This is a genomic window from Mitsuaria sp. WAJ17 (assembly GCF_014174515.1).
Taxonomy (GTDB): Bacteria; Pseudomonadota; Gammaproteobacteria; order Burkholderiales; family Burkholderiaceae_C; genus Roseateles_B.
In genome coordinates this window covers 116612-135575 of the sequence record NZ_JACJUG010000011.1, presented here as the reverse complement: position 1 = coordinate 135575, position 18964 = coordinate 116612, and the positions used below count along the sequence as shown (strand labels likewise).

Sequence of the window (18964 nt, the reverse complement as noted above, 5' to 3'; positions counted from 1 at the left end):
CGGCCCTGGGCCCTCGGCGCCCCTCAGCCCTTGCGAGGGCCAGGTGCGAGCTTCATCCGATGCGGCCCAGCAGCAGGTACTCCATCAGCGCCTTCTGCACGTGCATGCGGTTCTCCGCCTCGTCCCAGACCACGGACTGCGGCCCGTCGATCACCTCGGCCGAGACCTCCTCGCCGCGGTGGGCGGGGAGGCAGTGCATGAAGAGGGCGTCGGGCTTGGCGGCGGCCATCATCTCTGCGTCCACGCACCAGTCGGCGAAGGCGGTGCGGCGGGCCTCGTTTTCGGCTTCGTAGCCCATGCTGGTCCAGACGTCGGTCGTGACCAGGTCGGCGTCGCGGCAGGCTTCCATGGGGTCGGCGAAGACCTTGTAGCACCCGGGATTGCTGATGCCCGCCACCTTGGGGTCGATCTCATAGCCGCTGGGCGTGCTCACGTGCACGGTGAAGCCCAGGATCTCGGCGGCTTGCAGCCAGGTGTTGGCCATGTTGTTGCCGTCGCCCACCCAGGCCACCACGCGGCCCTTGAGGCAGTCCATGTCGATGCCGCCACGGCGGTCCATGCCGCGGGCTTCGAGGAAGGTGAAGAGGTCCGCGACGATCTGGCAGGGGTGGAACTCGTTGGTCAGACCGTTGATCACCGGCACGCGCGAGTGCGCGGCGAAGCGTTCGATCTTGCTTTGCTCGAAGGTGCGGATCATCACCAGATCGACCATGCGGCTGATGACGCGGGCGCTGTCCTCCACGGGCTCGGCGCGGCCCAACTGGCTGTCGCCGGTGGTGAGGTGCACCACGGAGCCGCCCATCTGATACATGCCGGCCTCGAAGCTCACACGGGTGCGGGTGCTGGCCTTCTCGAAGATCATGGCCAGGGTGCGGTCCTGCAGGGGCTGGTATTTCTCGTAGTTCTTGAAGCGGCGCTTGATGATGGAGGCCCGCTCGAACAGGTGGGCGTACTCTTCGGCGCGGAAGTCCTTGAACTGAAGGTAATGGCGCATGAGGCTGTCCCCGGGCTTCATGCCTGGGTCTCCGAGAGGAATTGCTTGACCACGGGCACGAGCCGGTTCACGACCTGCGCGGCCTCGTCGCTGGAAAGGATGAGGGCGGGCACCAGGCGGATCACGCGATCGGCGGTAACGCTGATCATCAGGCCGGCCTCGGCGCAGCGGCCCAGCAGGGCGCCGGCGGGGCGGTCCAGCTCGATGCCCAGCATCAGGCCCTGGCCACGCACCTCGCGCACGCCGGCCACGCCGGCCAGCTCGCGCTCCAGGCCGGCCTTCAGCTCGGCGCCCACCTGGGCCGCGTTGGCCAGCAGGTCTTCCTCGACCATCAGGCGCAGGGTTTCCACGCCTGCGCGCATGGCCAGCGGATTGCCGCCGAAGGTGGTGCCGTGGTTGCCCGGCTGCATGACCTTGGCCGCACGTGGACCACAGACCACCGCGCCCACCGGCACGCCTGAGCCCAGGCCCTTGGCCAGAGGCATGACGTCGGGCAGGATGCCTGCCCACTGGTGCGCGAACCACTTGCCCGTGCGGCCGATGCCGCACTGCACCTCGTCCAGCATCAGCAGCAGGTCACGGCGATCACAGGTCGCGCGCAGTTGCTGGAGGAAGTCGATGCGGGCTGGGTTCACGCCGCCTTCGCCCTGGATGGTCTCCAGGAAGATGGCGGTGATGTTGGGGTGGGCGTCCAGGGCCTGCTCGACCGCCGCGATGTCGTTCAGCGGCACGCGGACAAAACCTGGCACCAGCGGGCCGAAGCCGGCGTGGATCTTGGGATTGGCCGTGGCCGACAGCGTCGCCAGCGAGCGGCCATGAAAGGCGCCCTCGAAGACCAGGATCTCGGGACTGTTGTTGCCGCGGTCGGTGCCGAACTTGCGGGCGATCTTGATCGCGGCCTCGTTGGCCTCCAGGCCCGAGTTGCAGAAGAAGGCGTTGGTCAGGCCCGAGAGCTCAACGAGCTTCGCCGCCAGCTCTTCCTGCAGCGGCACGTGGTAGTAGTTGCTGCAGTGGATCATCTTGCCGATCTGTTCCTGCAGGGCAGGGACCAGCTTGGGGTGTGCATGACCCAGGGTGTTCACAGCGATGCCGCCCAGCGCATCCAGGTATCGTCGCCCGTTCACGTCCCAGACCCAGACGCCCTGGCCGTGCGACAGCGCGATCGGCAGGCGGCCATAGGTTTGCATCACATGCGGTTCGGACGGGACGGAAGGCGCAGAGGCGTTCATCAACTCTCCATGTCGGATGGGTGGGGAAAAGCAGTCCGGCCCCTGTGCTGCGTCAATCCAGCGTCAGGCCGGGAGCCGATGATTCTAAGGTTGCGCCCTGGGCAGCTGCGGGTTTTCGCCAAGAAGTGCCAGGCAAAAAATGAACCCTTGTAACTCAGCCGTGCTGCGGCGCAACACATCCAAGGCACAATATCGGTTTGCCGTTCATTCCGTTGTCCGGGCGGCCGCCGTTTCCATCCATGACCCAAGTCCCCAAGCCCCGTGAAGTGTTCATCCAAGGTGTCACCCTGGAAGGGCGCACCTTCCGTCCCAGCGACTGGGCGGAGCGGCTGGCGGGGGCCATGTCCTGCTTCCGCCCGGGCGGCGCCAAGGCTGGCATCGGGGCGCACATCGGCTACTCGCCCTACTGCGTGCCCCGGGTGATCAACGGCATCAAGTGCGTGATCGTCAACGAGGAACTGAAGTCCGTGGAGCCCATGGCCTGGGATTTCGTCATGAACTTCGCCCGTGACAACCACCTGCAGGTCGCCGAGGCCTGCCTGCTGCCCGAGCGCGGCGAGCGCTGAGCAGAGCGCATCCCCCGCCGGCATCGTCCAGCCTTCAGCTGCCCTGCAGCCGCCTGCGCCGGCTGCGCCACAGGGCCACGCATTCGGCGCCACCCCAGAGAATCAGGCTGGCGGCAACTCTCAGGCGTTGCCCGAGTCGCAGGGAGGCCTTGTGCGGAGCGTGGTCCATGGGGCAGCCGCCTTCCGGGGCGTCGTCGCTTGAGATGCCCGTCAGCCTAGCTGCCAGCCATGACGATGGCGTGGCGGCTGTCTGGTCCGTTTGGCGCATGGCGGGCGTCGCCTGTGCTGGCTATGCTGACCGCTTGTCCTGCCAGCCCCGGCCGATGCCACGACTCTGGCCCCGCCAGGGGATCCGCCGGCCTGCTCAGGCCTGCTGCACGCCTGCCGCCCGACACCCTTGCTGGAATCCCTGACCCTGCTCGACAGGCTGCAATCGCAGTCCCGCGGCCTCCTGGAGCGCCGTGACGTGGCCGTGGTGGAGGTGGCCGGGCAGTCCTTGCCTGTGCCGGTGCTGAGCCTGGGCAGCCAGGCGCCTGAGGTGCCGGCCATCGGCTTCTTCGGCGGTGTGCATGGGCTGGAGCGCATCGGCAGCCAGGTGGTGCTGTCCTATCTGGCCAGCCTGGTGGCACGGCTGCGCTGGGACGAGCTGCTGCACCAGCAACTGCAGGGCCTGCGCATGGTGTTCATGCCGCTGGTGAATCCGGGCGGCCTGCTGCTGGGCACGCGGGCCAATCCGGCGGGGGTGGACCTGATGCGCAATGCGCCGGTGGAGGCTGAACGCCCGGTGCCCTTTCTGGTGGGAGGCCAGCGCCTCAGCGCCAGCCTGCCTTGGTATCGGGGGCGGGCGGGTGCCAAGATGCAGCCCGAAGCGCAAGCCCTTTGTCAGGTGGTGTGTGACGAACTGTTGTGTCATCGCGCCGCGCTGTCCATTGACTGCCATTCAGGCTTCGGCCTGGATGACAGAATCTGGTTTCCGTTCGCTTGCAGCACAAAGCCCATCATGCATCTGCCGGAGATGCTGGCGCTCAGTGAATTGCTGGACCAGACCCACGCCCAGCACCGCTATGTGTTTGAGCCGCAGAGCCGGCAATACCTGACACATGGGGACCTGTGGGATTACCTGTACCTGGAATCCTCTCACATGCCCGATCGCGTTTTTCTTCCGCTGACCTTGGAGATGGGCTCCTGGATGTGGGTCAAGAAGAATCCCCGCCAGCTCTTTTCTCGGGACGGCATCTTCAATCCCAAGGTGAGCCATCGCCAGCAGCGGGTGCTGCGGCGCCACCTGGGTTGGCTGGATTTCTGTGCTCGGGCCGCCTTCAGCCTGCCGCGCTGGTTGCCGACCGGGGTAGGGCGGGTGCGGGCGCAGGAGCGTGCGCTGGATCGCTGGTATCGCGGGGTGCGGGCATGAGCGCGGAAGTCGGGGCGACCTGGGTACTGCTGCGCGGCCTGACGCGCGAGTCCGGCCATTGGGGCGGCTTCCCCCTGCAGATGGCCCAGGGCCTGCGAGGCACGCAGGGCTCGGTCCGCGTGCTGACGCTGGACCTGGCCGGCAATGGCAACAGGTTTCGTGAAAGAAGCCCCACCGACATCGCTACGATGGTGGAAGACCTGCGTGAGCAGCTGCGCCAGGCGGGCGTTCAAGGGCCGGTCCATTTGCTGGCCCTCAGCCTGGGCGGCATGGTGGCGGCCGAGTGGGCTCAACGCCATCCCGAGGAGCTGGCGGCCGCCGTGCTGGTGAGCACCAGCATGAAGCCCTTCAGCCCCTTCTTCAGGCGCCTGCGGCCGACGAACTACCTGACCCTGGTCGCCATGAGTCTGGCGCGCTTTGCGGCGGGCTGGCGCGAACGCCATGTGCTGCAGCTGACCTCTCAGCTGATGTGCCACTCGCAGGAGGTGCTGGACGCCTGGGTGGCGCTGCACCGGCGGCACCCGGTCAGCGGCTTGAATGTGCTGCGCCAGCTGTGGGCGGCCATGAACTACCGGGCCAGCCGTGCGCGGCCGCGGGTACCCATGCTGCTGCTGTGCGGGCAGGGCGACATGCTGGTGGATTGGCGCTGCTCCCAGGCGGTGAGCCGCGGCTGGGGGCTGCCCCTGCGCATGCACACCCGGGCCGGGCACGACATCCCGCTGGATGACCCTGACTGGGTGGTGCGTGCCGTGAGTGACTGGCTGGCCAAGCGCGAGCTGATGAGCAGCGCGAGTACGCCGCCCGTGGACCTGGAAACGGTGCCTTTGCACCAGGCCTGACCCGGCCCGAAGCTGCGGAGCCGGCTGCCGGCCTGTGTCTATCCATCCTGGACAAAGACGCGAAGGACCCGGCGGCCCATGAAAAAGGCCCGCCAGAGGCGGGCCTTTCATTTCTTTGCACCAGGACTGGTGTTTCAGGCAGCCAGGGCCTTGATCTTGGCGGACAGGCGGCTCTTGTGGCGAGCAGCCTTGTTCTTGTGGAAGATGCCCTTGTCGGCGACCGAATCGATCACGGCCTGGGCAGTCTTGAACAGTTCAGCAGCCTTGGTCTTGTCGCCAGCGACCACGGCCTTTTGCACGTTCTTGACGACCGTGCGGAATTTGGAGCGCAGAGCCGTGTTGGCGGCGTTCAGCTTGACGTCCTGGCGAGCGCGCTTGCGGCCCGATGCCAAACGGACGGTTTTCTTCTTGGCTTTGGAAGAGCTTGCCATGTTCTTTGTTAATCCAGTTGGTGCAAAGACCGCGAGTATAGCACTTGCAAATGGAGTTTCATAGGCCCGGCATGCAAATTAGGCCCTCTCGCGGACGAAGAGCCGGATTCTAGGGCAAGGCCTTCGCTCATAATCGCCGGCCGTCTGCTGTGGATTGACTGGGCGGGCCTGCCCCTGGAGGGGCGGGCCAACGCCGTCCCGGCCAGGCGTCGAGAGACAAGAAAGCCGATATTCCCGATGAGCCTGCTGCGTTCCGCGTCCCTGATCTCCGTGCTGACCCTGGCTTCTCGTGTGACGGGGCTTGTGCGGGAGCAGATGGTGGCCGGCTTGTTCGGCGCGAATGCCATGACCGACGCCTTCCTGGTGTCCTTCCGCATCCCCAATCTCCTGCGTCGCCTGTTCGCCGAAGGTGCTTTTTCACAAGCCTTCGTGCCGGCCCTGGCGGCGACGCGGGCCAAGCATGGCGACGAGGCCACCCGTGAGCTGGTGGACGCCGTGGCCACCGTGCTCACCTGGGCCCTGCTGGCAACCTGCGTGCTGGGCGTGGTGGCCGCGCCGCTGCTGGTCTGGGCCCTGGGCTCTGGCATGCCTAGAGAAGGGCATGAGGCGGCGGTCGTGATGACGCGCTGGACCTTCCCCTACATCGGCTGCATGTCGCTGGTGGCACTGTCGGCCGGCGTGCTCAATACCTGGAAGCGCTTCATGGTGCCGGCCGTGACACCGGTGCTGCTGAACCTCAGCTGCATCGTTGTGGGCTATCTGCTGGCGAAGCAACTGCCGCTCTGGGGTTATCCGGGCATCTATTCGATGGCACTGGGCGTGATGGTGGGGGGCTTGCTGCAACTGGCGGTGCAGGTGCCAGCGCTGCGCCGCATCGGCATGCTGCCGCGCATCGGCATGAGCTGGGAGGCCTTGCGGCGGGCGCGTCATCACGGGGGCGTGCTGCAGATCCTCAAGCAGATGGGACCTGCGCTGCTGGGCGTGGGTGTGTCCCAGGTCTCCTTGCTGATCAATACCCAGATCTCCAGCCACATTGCCGAGGGTGCGACCTCCTGGCTCAATTACGCGGACCGGCTGATGGAATTCCCCATCGGCCTGCTTGGCGTGGCCCTCAGCGCCGTGCTGACGCCGCAGCTGGCTGCGGCACAGGCGAGCGACGAGGGTGAGCGCTACTCGGCCCTGCTGGACTGGGGGCTGCGCATGGTGATGCTGCTGGCCCTGCCGTGCGCCGTGGCCCTGCTGGTCTTTGCCGAACCCCTGGTGGCGACGCTCTACCACCGCGGCGCCTTTCACGCTGGCGACGTCACGCGGACCGCGCAGGCTGTCATGGGCTGGGGCGTCGGCCTGCTGGGCCTGGTGGCGATCAAGGTGCTGGCGCCAGGTTTCTATGCCCGGCAGGACAGCGCCACCCCGGCTCGCATCGCCATCGCTGTCCTGCTGCTGACCCAGGTATTCAACCTCTTCCTCGTGCCCACCATCGGGGTGGCGGGGCTGGCGCTGTCCATCGGGCTGGCGGCCCTGGTCAATGCCGCGGTGCTGCTGCGCGGCCTGCGCCAGCGCGGTGCCTACACCCCGGCCCCGGGCTGGACGGCCTTCACGGTGCGTGTGCTGCTGGCCTGCCTGACCATGGGGGCGTTGCAGTGGTGGTTGGCCCAGGCGCTGGACTGGGTCGCCCTGGGGCGCCATGAACTCCAGCGTGCGGCCTGGATGGCCCTGAGCCTGACCGGATCGGCGGTGGTGTATTTCGCCGTGTTGCTGCTGTCGGGCCTGAAGCTGCGTGAATTTGCGCGCCGCCATTGAGGCGTGGATGATGTACCCATGAGCGCCTTTCTGGACCTCGCAGCGGTGGACCCGCTGGACTATTTCGCCCGCCTGGTGGCCGAGGACGACAGCCTGAATCTCCTGGAGGCTGCCGCCACGCTGGCCCAGGACGAATGGCCGCAGCTCGATGTGCAGCAGCTACTGGCGGATGTCGATGAACTGGCCCTGCGACTCAAGCGCCGCGTGCCGGCCGATGCCGTGGCCAGCCAGCGTCTGCGGCTGCTGAATCAGTACTTCTTCCAGGAGTTGGGGTTCGCGGGCAATGTCAATGACTACTACGCCTCCGGCAATTCCTACCTGCACGAGGTGATGAAGACCCGGCGCGGCATCCCCATCAGCCTGAGCCTGCTGTATGCCGAGCTGGCCCTGCAACTGGGCTTGAGGGCTCGGGGCATTTCCTTTCCGGGCCATTTCCTGGTCTGCCTGAAGTTGCCGGCGGGCGAGGTGGTGATGGATGTCTTTCACGGCCGCTCTCTCTCGCGCGATGCCCTGGAGGAGTTGCTGCATCCCTTGCGCGAGCGGGCCGGCGTCAGTGACCCGGCGGACCTGCCCCTGGAGCTCTTCCTGCAGCCCTGCAGTCCGCGGCAGTGGCTGGCGCGCATGTTGCGCAACCTGAAGGAGATCCACCGGCGGGCCGCCGCCTGGGCTTTGCTGCTGCAGGTCCAGCACCGACTGCTGATCCTGCTGCCGGGGGATGCCGAGGAGTTGCTGGACCGCGCCCATACCCTGGAGCGCCTGATGCAATGGCCCGAAGCCGTGGCGGATTACGAGCAGTTGCTGAGCCTGCATCCCCCCGTGGAGCTGGCCCAGCAGGCCCGGGAGCGGCTGGAACAGCTGCGCCAGTCGCCGGGCGGGCGTCTGTTGCATTGAGCGGCGGGCGTCCGGCCGGCTCCGGACCTGCGGCAGGGCCCTGCAACAGACCCTAGAATCCGGGCCTGCTTCCCGCGGCCTCGCATGCCGCGCAGTGCTCCCGCCGGCCTTCATCTGCAACACATCCGCATGACCCTGAGCAAGACCCAACGCTACGCGCTGGCCTGGACGGCCCTGGCTCTGCTGTGCCTGGGCCTGGTGTGGCTGCTCTCGCCCGTGCTGGCGCCATTCCTCACGGCTGGCATCCTGGCCTATGCCCTGAGTCCGGCGGTGGATGCGCTCACGCGGCGTCGCGTGCCCCGCCTGCTGGCCGTGGTCCTGGTGGAGTTGGCGGCGGTTGTGGCCCTGCTGTCACTGTTCCTGCTCCTGTTGCCCATCCTCAGTCGCGAGCTGCCACAGCTGCGCGAGCAGATCCCCGTGCTGGCCAATGCCCTGAACAAGCATGTTGCGCCCTGGCTCTCCCAGCATGGCCTGAACGTGGCCCTGGATACGGCCAGCATCAAGGCCTTCGTGCTCAAGTACCTGGATGCCAACATCGAGGACTGGTTGGCCACGGCCTTGAGCTCGGCGCGCATCGGCGGCAGCTTTGTGCTGGCCATCGTAGGCAATGCCGTGCTGCTGCCGGTGGTCCTGTTCTACCTGCTGCATGACTGGCACCTCCTGCTCGGCCGAGCCTGGGAGCTGGTGCCGCCGCGCCTGCGCCCGCCGGTGGGGCACTTCCTGAGGGAGTGCGACACCATGCTGGGTCAGTACCTACGCGGCCAGCTGCTGGTGATGCTGCTGCTGGCTGTCTACTACAGCCTGGCCCTGCTGCTGGCGGGCTTCGACCTGGCGCTGCCGGTGGGCATCTTCACCGGCCTGGCGGTCTTCATTCCCTACCTGGGCTTCGGCCTGGGCCTGCTGCTGGCCTTGATGGCTGCGCTGCTGCAGTTCGCCAATCTGTACGGCCTGCTGGCCGTTGCCGTGGTGTTCAGCCTGGGCCAGTTGCTGGAGAGCTTTGTGCTGACGCCGCGCCTGGTGGGCGAGCGCATCGGCCTGTCGCCGCTGATGGTGATCTTCGCTCTGCTGGCTTTCGGCCATCTGTTCGGCTTTGTCGGCGTGCTGATCGCCTTGCCCGTGTCCGCCCTGGGGGTGGTTGCCGCGCGCCGCCTGCGCGAGGCCTACCTGACCAGCGCCCTGTACCAGAGTCCCCGTTCTTGAAGCAGATCCCGCTGGCGCTCGGTCCCGAGCCGCATTACTCCTTCGACAACCTCCTGCCTGGCGCCAACGAGGCGGCGCTCGCGCACCTGCAATCCCTGCGGCCGGGTGAGCCGCCCGTGTTCCTGTGGGGGCAGGCCGGCTGTGGCAAGACCCATGTGCTGCGCGCCCTGGCCCAGTCCTGGCAGGCGGCGGGTGCCCAGGTGGGCTGGTACGACGCCGACACGCCCCTGCCCTGGGAGCTGCCCGCGCATCCGAGCCTGCTGCTGCTGGATGATTGCGACCGCTTCGATCCCGGCCAGCAGCATGCCGCCTTCACGCTCTTCGTCGAGGCGGCCACTCTGGGCCTGGCCGTGGTGTCCACCGGCGTGGCGCCGCCCATCGACCTCGAACTGCGCGAGGACCTGCGCACTCGCTTGGGCTGGGGCCCGACCTATGCCCTGCAGCCCTTGCCGGAAGGCGAGATGCGCGCCGCCCTGCGTCGTGAAGCCGACCGCAGGGGTATCGTGCTCAGTGACGAGGTCATGGACTATCTTCTTACCCGTTTCGCCCGCGACCTCAAGCACCTGATGGGCCTGCTGGACCGGCTGGATGAATTCGCCCTGGCCAATAAGCGGGCCGTGACGGTGCCCCTGCTGCGCCAGATGCTGCTCGACCAAGGAAGCTGATGAACCTCACCCTCTTCGACCTCGACGGCACCCTCATCCCGGGTGATTCCGACCACGCCTTCGGCGACTTCATGGTCCGGATCGGGTGGGCCGACGGCGGCGAATGGTCCCGTCGCAACGATGCCTTCTTTGCCCAATACCAGGCCGGGCAGCTGAACCTGCCCGAGTACATCGCCTTCGCGACCTCGGTGTGGCGCTCGCGTCCCCTGGACGAGGCTCTGGCGGTGCGTCAGCGCTTCATGGCCGAGGTGATGCTGCCCATGATGCGCGACAATGCGCGAGCCCTGGTGCGCGAGCACCAGGAGCGCGGTGACCTGGTGGCCATCGTGACCGCCACCAACGAATTCGTGACTGCTCCCATCGCCGAGGCCTTCGGCGTGCCTGATCTGATCGCGGTGCAACTGGAGCGTGATGCCGCCACCGGCCACTACAACGGGGCCATCCATGGCGTGCCGTCTTTCCAGTCCGGCAAGATCACGCGCGTCGAGCAATGGCTGGCCGGGCAGGGGCGGGCGCTGAAGGATTTCGAGCAAGTGCATTTCTACAGCGATTCGGTGAACGACCTGCCCCTGATGGAGCGAGTCAGCCATCCCATCGCGACCAACCCGTCGGCAGCGCTGGCACAGATTGCCCAGGCCCGGGGCTGGCCCATCCTGAATCTCTTTGCATGATCAAGAACCTGATTGACAAACTGCTGGGCAAGCCCGGCAAACCCGATGCCAAGCCCAAGGCCAAGGCCTCGTCCGGGGCGCATGCCCTGGGCAAACGGTTCGAGATCGGCGTGGCCGAGCACGGCATCGACCCCGATCTGCTGGACGACCGCGCCGTCAAGGTGGTGCGCACGCTCAGCGAAGCCGGCTTCGAGGCCTACATCGTCGGCGGCGCCGTGCGGGACCTGCTGCTGGGGCGCCGTCCCAAGGACTTCGATGTCGCGACCAACGCCACGCCCGAGCAAGTCAAGGCCCTGTTCCGCCGCGCCTTCATCATCGGCCGCCGTTTCCGCATCGTGCATGTGGTCTACGGCCGCGGACGTGAGCACGAGGTGATCGAAGTTTCCACCTTCCGTGCCCTGCTGGCCAACGAGGCCGCCGAGCAGGTCAGCGGCAATGAGAAGACCTCCAAGGACGAGCTGGCCGGCAAGAGCCATGTGGTCGATGCCAGCGGCCGCGTGTTGCGCGACAACGTCTGGGGCCCTCAGGTCGAAGATGCCGCCCGCCGTGACTTCACCATCAACGCCATGTATTACGACCCCCAGCGCGAGCTGGTGGTCGATTACCACGGCGGCTTTGCCGATGTGAAGAAGCGCGTGCTGCGCATGATCGGCGACCCGGAGACCCGCTACCGCGAGGACCCGGTCCGCATCCTGCGTGCCGTGCGCTTCGCCGCCAAGCTGGGCTTCGAGCTGGAGCCCAAGACCCGCGCGCCGGTCAAGGCCACGATCCCCCTGCTGCAGAACGTGCCCATCTCGCGCATGTTCGACGAGATGATCAAGCTGCTGCAGACCGGCCATTCCCTGGCCAGCCTGGACGAGCTGCGCAAGCAGGGCCTGGGCCGCGGCGTGTTCTCCATCCTGGATGCGGTGCTGGACGAGAAGGGCGCTCTGCCGGATGAGGCCCGGGGCCAGTTCGTGCGCCGAGCCCTGGAAGACACCGACCGCCGCGTGGCCGAGGGCCGCAGCGTGGCGCCCAGCTTCATGCTGGCGTGCATGCTGTGGCACGAGGTGCAGGGCCGCTGGCAGCGCCTGCGCGATGGCGGCGAGCCGGCCGTGCCGGCCCTGCAGCAGGCCATCGACCTGGTCTTTGATGCCCGCGTCGGTGACATCTCCGGCCGCGGCAAGCTGGCCGCCGACATGCGCGAGATCTGGATGATGCAGCCGCGCTTCGAGCGCCGCAGCGGCAATGGCCCCTACAGCCTGGTCGAGCAGCCGCGCTACCGTGCCGGCTTTGACTTCCTGCTGCTTCGCGCCGAGGTGGGCGACGTGGACATGGCCCTGGTCGACTGGTGGGAAGACTTCGCCCTGGGCAGCGACGAAGAGCGCCGTGCCTTGATCGAGCAGGCCCGCGAGAGCGAGCGTCAGCAGCGCAAGAGCGGTGGCGGCGGTCGTGTGCGCCAGGTGGCCAAGGGCGCCGTCAGCGGCGAGGCCCGCCCGGCCGCAGCGGCCCGCAAGCCTGCCGAAGAAGGGCATGACGAGGACAGCGACGAGAGGGCCGACAGCGGCGACGCTCCGGACGAGGAGGGCGCAGCGGCGGCTCCCGCGCGCAAGCGCCGTCGCCGTCGCAAGCCACGCACCGGCGGTGGCGGTGGCGCAGGCGCTGATGGTGCGGCTCCCGTCGATGCCGGCTGACGTTCGCCTGCCACGGAATCCCGCATGAAGGCCTACATCGGGCTGGGCGCCAACCTCGGTGACCTGTCCGCGACCTTGCAGGCGGCCCTGCAGGCGCTGGATGCGCTGCCGCAATCGCGCCTGCTCGCGGTGTCCTCGGGCTGGCGCAGCGCACCGGTCGATGCCGGCGGCCCCGATTTCCTCAATGCAGTCGCCTGCCTGGAGACGGCCCTGGCGCCGCTGGACCTGTTGGACGCCCTGCAGGCCATCGAGCAGGCCCATGGCCGCGAGCGGCCCTACCGCCACGCGCCCCGCACCCTGGACCTGGACTTGCTGCTCATGGAGGGTCAGGTCTTGTCCCACGCCCGCCTGAGCCTCCCGCATCCGCGCCTGCATCAGCGAGCGTTTGTGCTCAGGCCCCTGCTGGAGCTGGACCCGGGCCTGTCCCTGCCTGGCATTGGCCGGCTGGACGCGCAGCTGCCGGCGGTGGCCGGGCAGCGCCTGCATTTTGATGGGGTCCTCTGGCCCCAGGCTGGGAACGGACAGCGCCCCGGCTGACTCCTGGAGCATTTCCATGCCATTTCTCAGCTGGGCGGGCTCTGCGTCTGCCGCCGCTTACTGGCAGACCGTCGGTCTGCTGCTGCTCTCCAACGTCTTCATGACCTTCGCCTGGTACGGGCACCTGAAGAACCTTGCCGCCAGGCCCTGGTGGATCGCTGCCCTCGTGAGCTGGTCCATCGCGTTGTTTGAGTACCTGCTTCAGGTGCCGGCCAACCGCATCGGCTATGCCGGCGGCATCAGCCTGGCTCAACTCAAGATCACACAGGAAGTCCTGACCCTGGCGGTCTTCGTGCCCTTCTCGGTGTTTTTCATGGGGCAGCCCTTCAAGACCGATTACCTCTGGGCCGGCCTGTGCCTGTTGGGGGCTGTCTACTTCATTTTCCGCGGCGCCTGAGCTGTAGCGTGCGCTCGTCTGTGCGCCAAGCTGACCGCCATCAAGCGTCACGGAACTGTCACAGTTCGTGCGCTACTCGCCATTACACTCCCGGTTTTGCCGCGTTCTTGTGACGCGGTGATGACCATTTCTTTAAATTTCACCCCGATTGACTCACTGTGGACGGAGGTCGGCTCACCCGCCTGCCTTTTCTGCCAGGAGAACCCATGCTGTTTGGCAAGCTGCTGCCCAAAGAGGGCAATTTTTTTGAGCTCTTCAACGAGCACGGCGCCAAGATCGCCGAAGGTGCCCGGGCCTTCATGGCCATGTGCGAAAACTACAGCGACATCACGCTGCGCGAGAAGTACGCGGCGGAAGTCGATGCCTATGAGCATCACGCCGACCGCGTCACCGCCGAGGTGAACCGCCTGCTGCACCGCACCTTCATCACCCCGATCGACCGCGAGCAGATCCACAGCCTGATCAATGCCATGGACGACATCCTGGACCTGCTGCAGGACTCCAGTGAGACCATGCAGCTCTACGATGTGCGCTCCATTCCCGAGGACGTGCTGCGCCTGGCCGAGCTCTCGGCCAAGTGCTGCGAGCGTGTGCAGCATGCCGTGACCCTGCTGCCCAAGCTGAGCCAGCCGCAGACGGCCGAGGCCGCGATCAAGACCTGTGAAGAGATCGACAAGCTCGAGTCCGACGCTGACCGCGTCATGCGCTCGGCCATGTCCCGCCTGTTCCGTGAGCAGGAAGACGTGCGCGAGCTGATCAAGCTCAAAGCCATCTACGAGCAGCTGGAGTCCATCTCCGACCGTTGCGAGGACGTCGCCAACCTGATCGAGGGCATCGTCCTCGAGAACTCCTGACGCGCCTCGATTCATGGAAGCCATCAACGTTGCGTTCTGGGTCGTCGTGCTGCTGGTCGTGCTGGCCGTGCTGTTCGACTTCATGAACGGTTTTCATGACGCTGCGAACTCGATCGCCACGGTGGTGTCCACCGGCGTGCTGAAGCCGCAGCAGGCGGTGCTGTTCGCGGCCTTTTTCAACGTCATCGCCATCGCCTTCTTCCAGCTCAATGTGGCCGCCACCATCGGCAAGGGCATCGTCGAGCCGGGGGTTGTGGACCACCATATTGTCTTCGGCGCGCTGATCGGGGCCATCACCTGGAACCTGATCACCTGGTACTACGGCATCCCTTCGAGCTCCTCGCATGCGCTGATCGGCGGCATCGTGGGTGCGGTGATCGCCAAGGTCGGCGTGCAGGGGCTGGTGGCCAAGAAGATCGGCATCACGGTGCTGTTCATCTTCGTCTCGCCGGTGCTGGGCTTCGTGCTGGGTTCCTTGCTCATGGTGGCTGTGGCCTGGCTGTTCCGCCGCTCCTCGCCGCTGCGCGTGGACAACTGGTTCCGCCGTTTGCAGCTGGTGTCTGCTGGCCTGTACAGCCTGGGTCATGGGGGCAATGACGCGCAGAAAACCATCGGCATCATCTGGATGCTGCTGATGGCGGCGGGCTATGCCGAGGCGGGTGCCAAGCTGCCCCCGACCTGGGTCATCTGGGTCTGCTACCTGGCCATCGGCGCCGGCACCATGTTCGGCGGCTGGCGCATCGTGCAGACCATGGGCCAGAAGATCACCAAGCTCAAGCCGGTGGGCGGCTTCTGCGCCGAGACCGGAGGCGCGCTGACCCTGTTCCTGGCGACGGCGCTGGGCGTGCCGGTTTCGACCACGCACACCATCACGGGTGCCATCGTCGGCGTGGGCTCCACGCAGCGGGCATCGGCCGTGCGCTGGGGCGTGGCGGGCAATATCGTCTGGGCCTGGATCTTCACCATCCCGGCCTCCGCCTTCGTGGCAGGCCTGTGCTATTGGGTGAGCTTCAAGCTGTTCTGAGCCCGACGCTTCAGGTTCTCGAGAACAAAGGCCCGGCTGCCGCAGCAGCCGGGCCTTTTTTTTTGCATGGCGCCGTCTGCGCCAGGCTTGGTCTCTTGAGTGCGGATCCGAGCCACCAGTGCTGGCCGCCGGCCCGGCGCTCGCATGGCGAGGCGGGCGCCATGGGCGTGCCTTACTGGCTCAATTCCTGGGCCGCCTCGGTCTGGCTCTCAAAGTAGCGCTGAGCCGAGAAGGCGATGGTGGTCATCAGGCAGGCGCCGCCCACCATGAGGCAGGCCACGACGCCGATGATGGCGCCCCAGCCGCTGGCGCGGCCGCTGCGGCCGCCGTTGTGGGTCTGGTTCCAGCGCTCGTCCGGCGTCAGCCCCCAGACAATGCCCTGCAGCATGGCGATGGACAGCATCAGGCCCAGCAGCGGCATCAGCACCCAGGCCAGGCGGTCGTCCTGGCCCAGGATGTCCATGCGGTGGATGCCATAGAGACCGGCCAGGCTGGGCCAGGGGAAGAGCCAGGCCAGCTTGTCCTTGAAGCCGTAAACGTAGACTCGATGCAGGCCGAAGGCGCCCAGGCCCAGAGCCAGCCAGGTGGCGAGGGTCTTGGAGCGATAGGCGAGGGCAGGGGCCTGGTTCATGTGTTCTCCGCCGGAGTGTTGTCACCATGGCCGAGCTGGCGCTGCATCAGCACCACGTCCAGCCAGCGGCCAAACTTCCAGCCTGAGGACTTGAGCAGCCCCGTGGGCTCGAAGCCCAGGGCGCGGTGCACGCCCACGGAGCCGTGGTTCTGGGAGTCGCCGATCACGGCCAGCATCTGGCGCGCCCCCGCGCGCTCGCAGCGGGCGATCAGCTCGGCCAGCAGCAGCCGGCCTACGCCCTGGCCCTGGGCGCTCGGAGCCAGGTAGATCGAGTCTTCCACGCAGAAGCGGTAGGCCATGCGGGGACGAAAATAGTTGGCATAGGCGTAGCCCAGGATCTGCTCACCGCGCTGGGCCACCAGGTAGGGCAGGCCGCGCGACAGCACCTCGGTACGGCGCCGGGCCATTTCGGCCAGGTCGGGCACGTCCGTCTCGAAGGTGCCGGTGCCGTGCAGCACGGCGTGTTGGTAGATGGCCTGAATGGCCGGCAGGTCGCCGTCCTGGCTCGGACGCAACAGCAGTGAGGGATTCTGGGACATGGTGAAGCCCCGGAGCAGGGCAGAAAAGAAGGTTTTGAAACGAAGCCTGGAGATTCTCTACTGCGGCGCACTGTCGCAATTGAATTTACGAGTTTATAATGCCGGGTTTTGGTGCTGGTCGCGTGAGACTCGCGGCGTATCTACGGCACCAACAACCGGTGCACCCTGGAAGCCTGGAGATGGCATGCCGGGGCGCCCACTGATCTGCTTGCCCTGAGTGTCTCCTGGTGCGGTAGAACGCTTCAACTCAAAGGACTCATCATGGTCGTGATTCGACTCGCACGCGGCGGCTCTAAGAAGCGCCCCTTCTACAACATCGTCGTCGCCAACAGCCAGGAGCGTCGTGACGGCCGCTTCATCGAGCGTGTGGGCTTCTACAACCCGGTGGCTTCCGGCGCTGCCGAAAGCCTGCGCGTGGTCCAAGACCGCGTGGCCTACTGGGTCGGCGTCGGCGCCCAGCTGTCGCCCACCGTGGCCCGTCTGGTCGATCAGGCCAAGAAGGCTGCCTGAGCATCCGCTCAGCTGATATCGAGCCTTGCGCGTGACTGCCCCTGAGACCCGTTCCCCCGCTGAAGCTGCCGAGGCAGCTTGGCCGGATGACGCCATCGAAGTCGCGCGCATTGCCGATGCCTGGGGCATCAAGGGCTGGTTCAAGGTCCATGCCCATTCCGCTGATCCCCAGGCGATCTTCGCGACTCGGCGCTGGTTCCTGAAGCCGGCCGAGAACGCGATCCCAGGCAAGGGTGCAGTGCCCGGCCTGCTCAAGATTCTTTCCCTGCGTGAGCATGGCGATGGCCTGGTGGCCAGCGCCGAGGGCGTGTCTGACCGCAACGGGGCCGAGGCCCTGCGCGGGGCCCGCGTCTTCGTCTCCCGCACGCACTTCCCCAAGGCCGATCCGGACGAGTTCTACTGGGTGGACCTGGTGGGTCTCACCGTGGTGAACCGCCAAGGCGAGACGCTTGGCGAGGTGATCGGCCTGCTCGACACCGGCCCGCACGCCGTGCTGCGCATCCAGCCCGCCGGGCTCACTGCCCCGGTCAAGCCGGAGCAGGAGCGCCTGATTCCCTTTGTCTCCGCCTTTGTCGATGATGTGAGCCTGCAAGAGCGCCGCATCGCGGTGGACTGGGGCCTGGACTTCTGAGTCCCCCCCTTGCCGTGGCGCCTGCCGCATGCGCTTCGACCTCATCACCCTGTTTCCTGAGCTCTTCGCCCCGCATCTGTCGGTAGGTGTGACACGCCGTGCCTTCGAGAGCCGCCAGGTGGATGTCCAGCTCTGGCAGCTGCGCGACTATGCCGAGGACAACTACCGTCGTGTCGATGACCGCCCTTATGGCGGCGGCCCGGGCATGGTCATGCTGGTCGAGCCCCTGGAGCGCGCACTGGCGGCGGTGCTGGCGTCGCGGCAGGCCGGTGGCGCCGATGCGGGCGCAGCGCCGCAGATCATCCATTTCAGCCCCACGGGCCGCCGCATGGACCAGGCCCTGGTGCAGGAGATCGCCCAAGGGCCGGGCGCCGTGCTGCTGTGCGGCCGCTACGAGGGCATGGACCAGCGCTTCCTGGACCGCCATGTCACCCTGGAGGTGAGCCTGGGCGACTTCGTGCTGAGTGGCGGCGAACTGCCGGCGCTGGCCCTGCTCGACGCCGTCGCGCGGCTGCAGCCCGGGGTGCTGAACGATGCCGCCTCGCACGAGCAGGACAGTTTCTCCGACGGCCTGCTGGACTGCCCGCACTACAGCCGTCCCGAGGTGTTGGAGGGCCTGCCCGGTCAGACGGCGCCGCTGCCGGTGCCGCCGGTACTGCTGTCGGGCCACCATGCCCAGATCGCCCGCTGGCGCCGCGAGCAGTCGCTGGCGCTGACCTGGCGCCGCCGCCCCGAGCTGATCGATGCCGCCCGCGCGGCCGGCAAGCTCAGCAAAAAGGACGAGGCCTTCCTCAAGTCTTTGATTGATTGAGCTTTTCAGCTACAATCGTGGGCTTTTCGCGATCCTCTATCGGGCGGAGCCCAGCGTCACGTCAGTGTGTCTGACTGACAGCCGCTCCAGGAATGCAGGCCAGTTCGGGCCGGTTCCAGTCAATTTCAGGTGCGCCGGTACGATCGTCAGGAGATCGATGTGAATCTGATCCAAACCCTTGAGCAAGAAGAAATTGCTCGCCTGAACAAGACCATTCCCGCTTTCGCCCCTGGCGACACGGTGATCGTCAGCGTGAACGTGGTCGAAGGTACCCGCAAGCGTGTGCAGGCCTATGAAGGCGTCGTGATTGCCAAGCGCAACCGCGGCCTGAACTCCAGCTTCATCGTCCGCAAGATTTCGAGCGGCGAAGGCGTGGAGCGTACCTTCCAGCTGTACAGCCCGCTGATTTCGTCCATCGAAGTCAAGCGTCGTGGCGATGTGCGCCGCGCCAAGCTGTACTACCTGCGTCAGCGTTCGGGCAAGTCCGCTCGAATCAAGGAAAAGCTGGCCTGATGGCCGGTCGTGGGTGGGCCTCTGGGCCGATCCTCGAAAGCCGCCCGGGTCGAAAGACCCCGGCGGCTTTTTTCATGGTCCCGCATGGTTCGCAGGGGGCGAAGCCCGTCACCGCCCTTGGCGACGTGGCGCCTGCCGCGGGAGGCG

General features: G+C 66.8%; 22 protein-coding genes. 17 read left to right on the top strand and 5 right to left on the bottom strand.

Features of this window, described 5'->3' with window-relative positions; translation table 11 throughout:
* Positions 1-52: 52 nt before the first annotated feature.
* Both argF and H5407_RS11215 read right to left on the bottom strand, forming a co-directional pair.
* On the bottom strand, positions 53-1015 hold the full coding sequence (gene argF / locus H5407_RS11220) for an ornithine carbamoyltransferase (RefSeq protein ID WP_183104537.1): 963 nt from the start codon (positions 1013-1015) through the stop codon (positions 53-55).
* Positions 1012-2223, bottom strand: a complete 1212-nt coding sequence (locus H5407_RS11215) for an aspartate aminotransferase family protein (protein ID WP_183104536.1) — start codon at positions 2221-2223, stop codon at positions 1012-1014. The genes argF and H5407_RS11215 overlap by 4 nt, the downstream gene beginning before the upstream one ends.
* A 239-nt stretch (positions 2224-2462) precedes the next feature.
* Between H5407_RS11215 and H5407_RS11210 the strand changes: the two genes are divergently transcribed.
* The 3 genes from H5407_RS11210 (at position 2463) to H5407_RS11200 (ending at position 5039) form a co-directional block, all read left to right on the top strand.
* Positions 2463-2789 carry a DUF3579 domain-containing protein gene (locus H5407_RS11210; RefSeq protein ID WP_183104535.1) on the top strand — a complete coding sequence of 109 codons (327 nt, stop codon included), beginning with the start codon at positions 2463-2465 and terminating at the stop codon, positions 2787-2789.
* Positions 2790-3186: 397 nt separating this feature from the next.
* Entirely contained in the window at positions 3187-4200 is a 1014-nt protein-coding gene (locus H5407_RS11205; protein ID WP_183104534.1) for a M14 family zinc carboxypeptidase, read from the top strand.
* Positions 4197-5039 (top strand): alpha/beta fold hydrolase, encoded by an 843-nt coding sequence (locus H5407_RS11200; protein ID WP_183104533.1) that lies wholly within the window; start codon positions 4197-4199, stop codon positions 5037-5039. The genes H5407_RS11205 and H5407_RS11200 overlap by 4 nt, the downstream gene beginning before the upstream one ends.
* Before the next feature lie 134 nt (positions 5040-5173).
* Here the strand turns inward: H5407_RS11200 and rpsT are convergent, their stop codons facing one another.
* Positions 5174-5470: a 30S ribosomal protein S20 gene (gene rpsT, locus H5407_RS11195; RefSeq protein WP_183104532.1), complete on the bottom strand. Its 297-nt coding sequence runs from the start codon at positions 5468-5470 to the stop codon at positions 5174-5176.
* A 237-nt stretch (positions 5471-5707) separates the two neighbouring features.
* Here rpsT and murJ point away from each other — a divergent pair, with 237 nt between their 5' ends.
* The 10 genes from murJ (at position 5708) to H5407_RS11145 (ending at position 15182) form a co-directional block, all read left to right on the top strand.
* Positions 5708-7270, top strand: a complete 1563-nt coding sequence (gene murJ, locus H5407_RS11190; RefSeq protein ID WP_183104531.1) for a murein biosynthesis integral membrane protein MurJ — start codon at positions 5708-5710, stop codon at positions 7268-7270.
* Positions 7271-7288: 18 nt separating this feature from the next.
* On the top strand, positions 7289-8161 hold the full coding sequence (locus H5407_RS11185) for a SirB1 family protein (protein ID WP_183104530.1): 873 nt from the start codon (positions 7289-7291) through the stop codon (positions 8159-8161).
* 129 nt (positions 8162-8290) lie between these two features.
* The gene (locus H5407_RS11180; RefSeq protein ID WP_183104529.1) at positions 8291-9361 is read left to right on the top strand and encodes an AI-2E family transporter; all 1071 of its coding nucleotides are present in this window, start codon (positions 8291-8293) and stop codon (positions 9359-9361) included.
* Complete coding sequence (locus tag H5407_RS11175; RefSeq protein ID WP_183104528.1) at positions 9358-10026, top strand: HdaA/DnaA family protein; 669 nt, start codon at positions 9358-9360, stop codon at positions 10024-10026. The genes H5407_RS11180 and H5407_RS11175 overlap by 4 nt, the downstream gene beginning before the upstream one ends.
* Entirely contained in the window at positions 10026-10697 is a 672-nt protein-coding gene (locus H5407_RS11170; protein ID WP_183104527.1) for an HAD family phosphatase, read from the top strand. Before H5407_RS11175 ends, H5407_RS11170 begins: the two co-directional genes overlap by 1 nt.
* Positions 10694-12370, top strand: a complete 1677-nt coding sequence (pcnB, locus tag H5407_RS11165; protein ID WP_183104526.1) for a polynucleotide adenylyltransferase PcnB — start codon at positions 10694-10696, stop codon at positions 12368-12370. Before H5407_RS11170 ends, pcnB begins: the two co-directional genes overlap by 4 nt.
* 24 nt (positions 12371-12394) lie before the next feature.
* On the top strand, positions 12395-12907 hold the full coding sequence (gene folK, locus H5407_RS11160; RefSeq protein WP_183104525.1) for a 2-amino-4-hydroxy-6-hydroxymethyldihydropteridine diphosphokinase: 513 nt from the start codon (positions 12395-12397) through the stop codon (positions 12905-12907).
* Positions 12908-12923: 16 nt separating this feature from the next.
* Positions 12924-13304 (top strand): DMT family protein, encoded by a 381-nt coding sequence (locus H5407_RS11155; RefSeq protein WP_183104524.1) that lies wholly within the window; start codon positions 12924-12926, stop codon positions 13302-13304.
* Positions 13305-13510: 206 nt separating this feature from the next.
* Positions 13511-14158 (top strand): DUF47 domain-containing protein, encoded by a 648-nt coding sequence (locus tag H5407_RS11150; protein WP_183104523.1) that lies wholly within the window; start codon positions 13511-13513, stop codon positions 14156-14158.
* A 13-nt stretch (positions 14159-14171) separates the two neighbouring features.
* A complete protein-coding gene (locus H5407_RS11145; protein ID WP_183104522.1) occupies positions 14172-15182 on the top strand; it encodes an inorganic phosphate transporter in 1011 nt (336 codons plus the stop codon).
* Positions 15183-15354: 172 nt separating this feature from the next.
* Here H5407_RS11145 and H5407_RS11140 read toward each other — a convergent pair whose 3' ends face one another.
* The gene (locus H5407_RS11140) at positions 15355-15813 is read right to left on the bottom strand and encodes a hypothetical protein (RefSeq protein WP_183104521.1); all 459 of its coding nucleotides are present in this window, start codon (positions 15811-15813) and stop codon (positions 15355-15357) included.
* The gene (locus tag H5407_RS11135; protein WP_183104520.1) at positions 15810-16352 is read right to left on the bottom strand and encodes a GNAT family N-acetyltransferase; all 543 of its coding nucleotides are present in this window, start codon (positions 16350-16352) and stop codon (positions 15810-15812) included. The genes H5407_RS11140 and H5407_RS11135 overlap by 4 nt, the downstream gene beginning before the upstream one ends.
* A 261-nt stretch (positions 16353-16613) precedes the next feature.
* Here H5407_RS11135 and rpsP point away from each other — a divergent pair, with 261 nt between their 5' ends.
* The 4 genes from rpsP (at position 16614) to rplS (ending at position 18817) form a co-directional block, all read left to right on the top strand.
* On the top strand, positions 16614-16862 hold the full coding sequence (gene rpsP / locus H5407_RS11130; RefSeq protein ID WP_183104519.1) for a 30S ribosomal protein S16: 249 nt from the start codon (positions 16614-16616) through the stop codon (positions 16860-16862).
* 31 nt (positions 16863-16893) lie between these two features.
* A complete protein-coding gene (gene rimM / locus H5407_RS11125) occupies positions 16894-17493 on the top strand; it encodes a ribosome maturation factor RimM (RefSeq protein WP_183104518.1) in 600 nt (199 codons plus the stop codon).
* Between the two features lie 28 nt (positions 17494-17521).
* Positions 17522-18304, top strand: a complete 783-nt coding sequence (trmD, locus tag H5407_RS11120) for a tRNA (guanosine(37)-N1)-methyltransferase TrmD (RefSeq protein WP_183104517.1) — start codon at positions 17522-17524, stop codon at positions 18302-18304.
* A 159-nt stretch (positions 18305-18463) separates the two neighbouring features.
* A complete protein-coding gene (gene rplS, locus H5407_RS11115) occupies positions 18464-18817 on the top strand; it encodes a 50S ribosomal protein L19 (protein ID WP_183104516.1) in 354 nt (117 codons plus the stop codon).
* The last annotated feature ends 147 nt before the right edge of the window (positions 18818-18964 follow it).

Coding starts and splice junctions, on each gene's coding strand:
- argF (WP_183104537.1), bottom strand. CDS start 1,015: ATGAAGCCCGGGGACAGCCTCATGCGCCATTACCTTCAGTTCAAGGAC.
- H5407_RS11215 (WP_183104536.1), bottom strand. CDS start 2,223: ATGAACGCCTCTGCGCCTTCCGTCCCGTCCGAACCGCATGTGATGCAA.
- H5407_RS11210 (WP_183104535.1), top strand. CDS start 2,463: ATGACCCAAGTCCCCAAGCCCCGTGAAGTGTTCATCCAAGGTGTCACC.
- H5407_RS11200 (WP_183104533.1), top strand. CDS start 4,197: ATGAGCGCGGAAGTCGGGGCGACCTGGGTACTGCTGCGCGGCCTGACG.
- rpsT (WP_183104532.1), bottom strand. CDS start 5,470: ATGGCAAGCTCTTCCAAAGCCAAGAAGAAAACCGTCCGTTTGGCATCG.
- murJ (WP_183104531.1), top strand. CDS start 5,708: ATGAGCCTGCTGCGTTCCGCGTCCCTGATCTCCGTGCTGACCCTGGCT.
- H5407_RS11185 (WP_183104530.1), top strand. CDS start 7,289: ATGAGCGCCTTTCTGGACCTCGCAGCGGTGGACCCGCTGGACTATTTC.
- H5407_RS11180 (WP_183104529.1), top strand. CDS start 8,291: ATGACCCTGAGCAAGACCCAACGCTACGCGCTGGCCTGGACGGCCCTG.
- H5407_RS11170 (WP_183104527.1), top strand. CDS start 10,026: ATGAACCTCACCCTCTTCGACCTCGACGGCACCCTCATCCCGGGTGAT.
- pcnB (WP_183104526.1), top strand. CDS start 10,694: ATGATCAAGAACCTGATTGACAAACTGCTGGGCAAGCCCGGCAAACCC.
- folK (WP_183104525.1), top strand. CDS start 12,395: ATGAAGGCCTACATCGGGCTGGGCGCCAACCTCGGTGACCTGTCCGCG.
- H5407_RS11155 (WP_183104524.1), top strand. CDS start 12,924: ATGCCATTTCTCAGCTGGGCGGGCTCTGCGTCTGCCGCCGCTTACTGG.
- H5407_RS11150 (WP_183104523.1), top strand. CDS start 13,511: ATGCTGTTTGGCAAGCTGCTGCCCAAAGAGGGCAATTTTTTTGAGCTC.
- H5407_RS11145 (WP_183104522.1), top strand. CDS start 14,172: ATGGAAGCCATCAACGTTGCGTTCTGGGTCGTCGTGCTGCTGGTCGTG.
- H5407_RS11140 (WP_183104521.1), bottom strand. CDS start 15,813: ATGAACCAGGCCCCTGCCCTCGCCTATCGCTCCAAGACCCTCGCCACC.
- H5407_RS11135 (WP_183104520.1), bottom strand. CDS start 16,352: ATGTCCCAGAATCCCTCACTGCTGTTGCGTCCGAGCCAGGACGGCGAC.
- rpsP (WP_183104519.1), top strand. CDS start 16,614: ATGGTCGTGATTCGACTCGCACGCGGCGGCTCTAAGAAGCGCCCCTTC.
- trmD (WP_183104517.1), top strand. CDS start 17,522: ATGCGCTTCGACCTCATCACCCTGTTTCCTGAGCTCTTCGCCCCGCAT.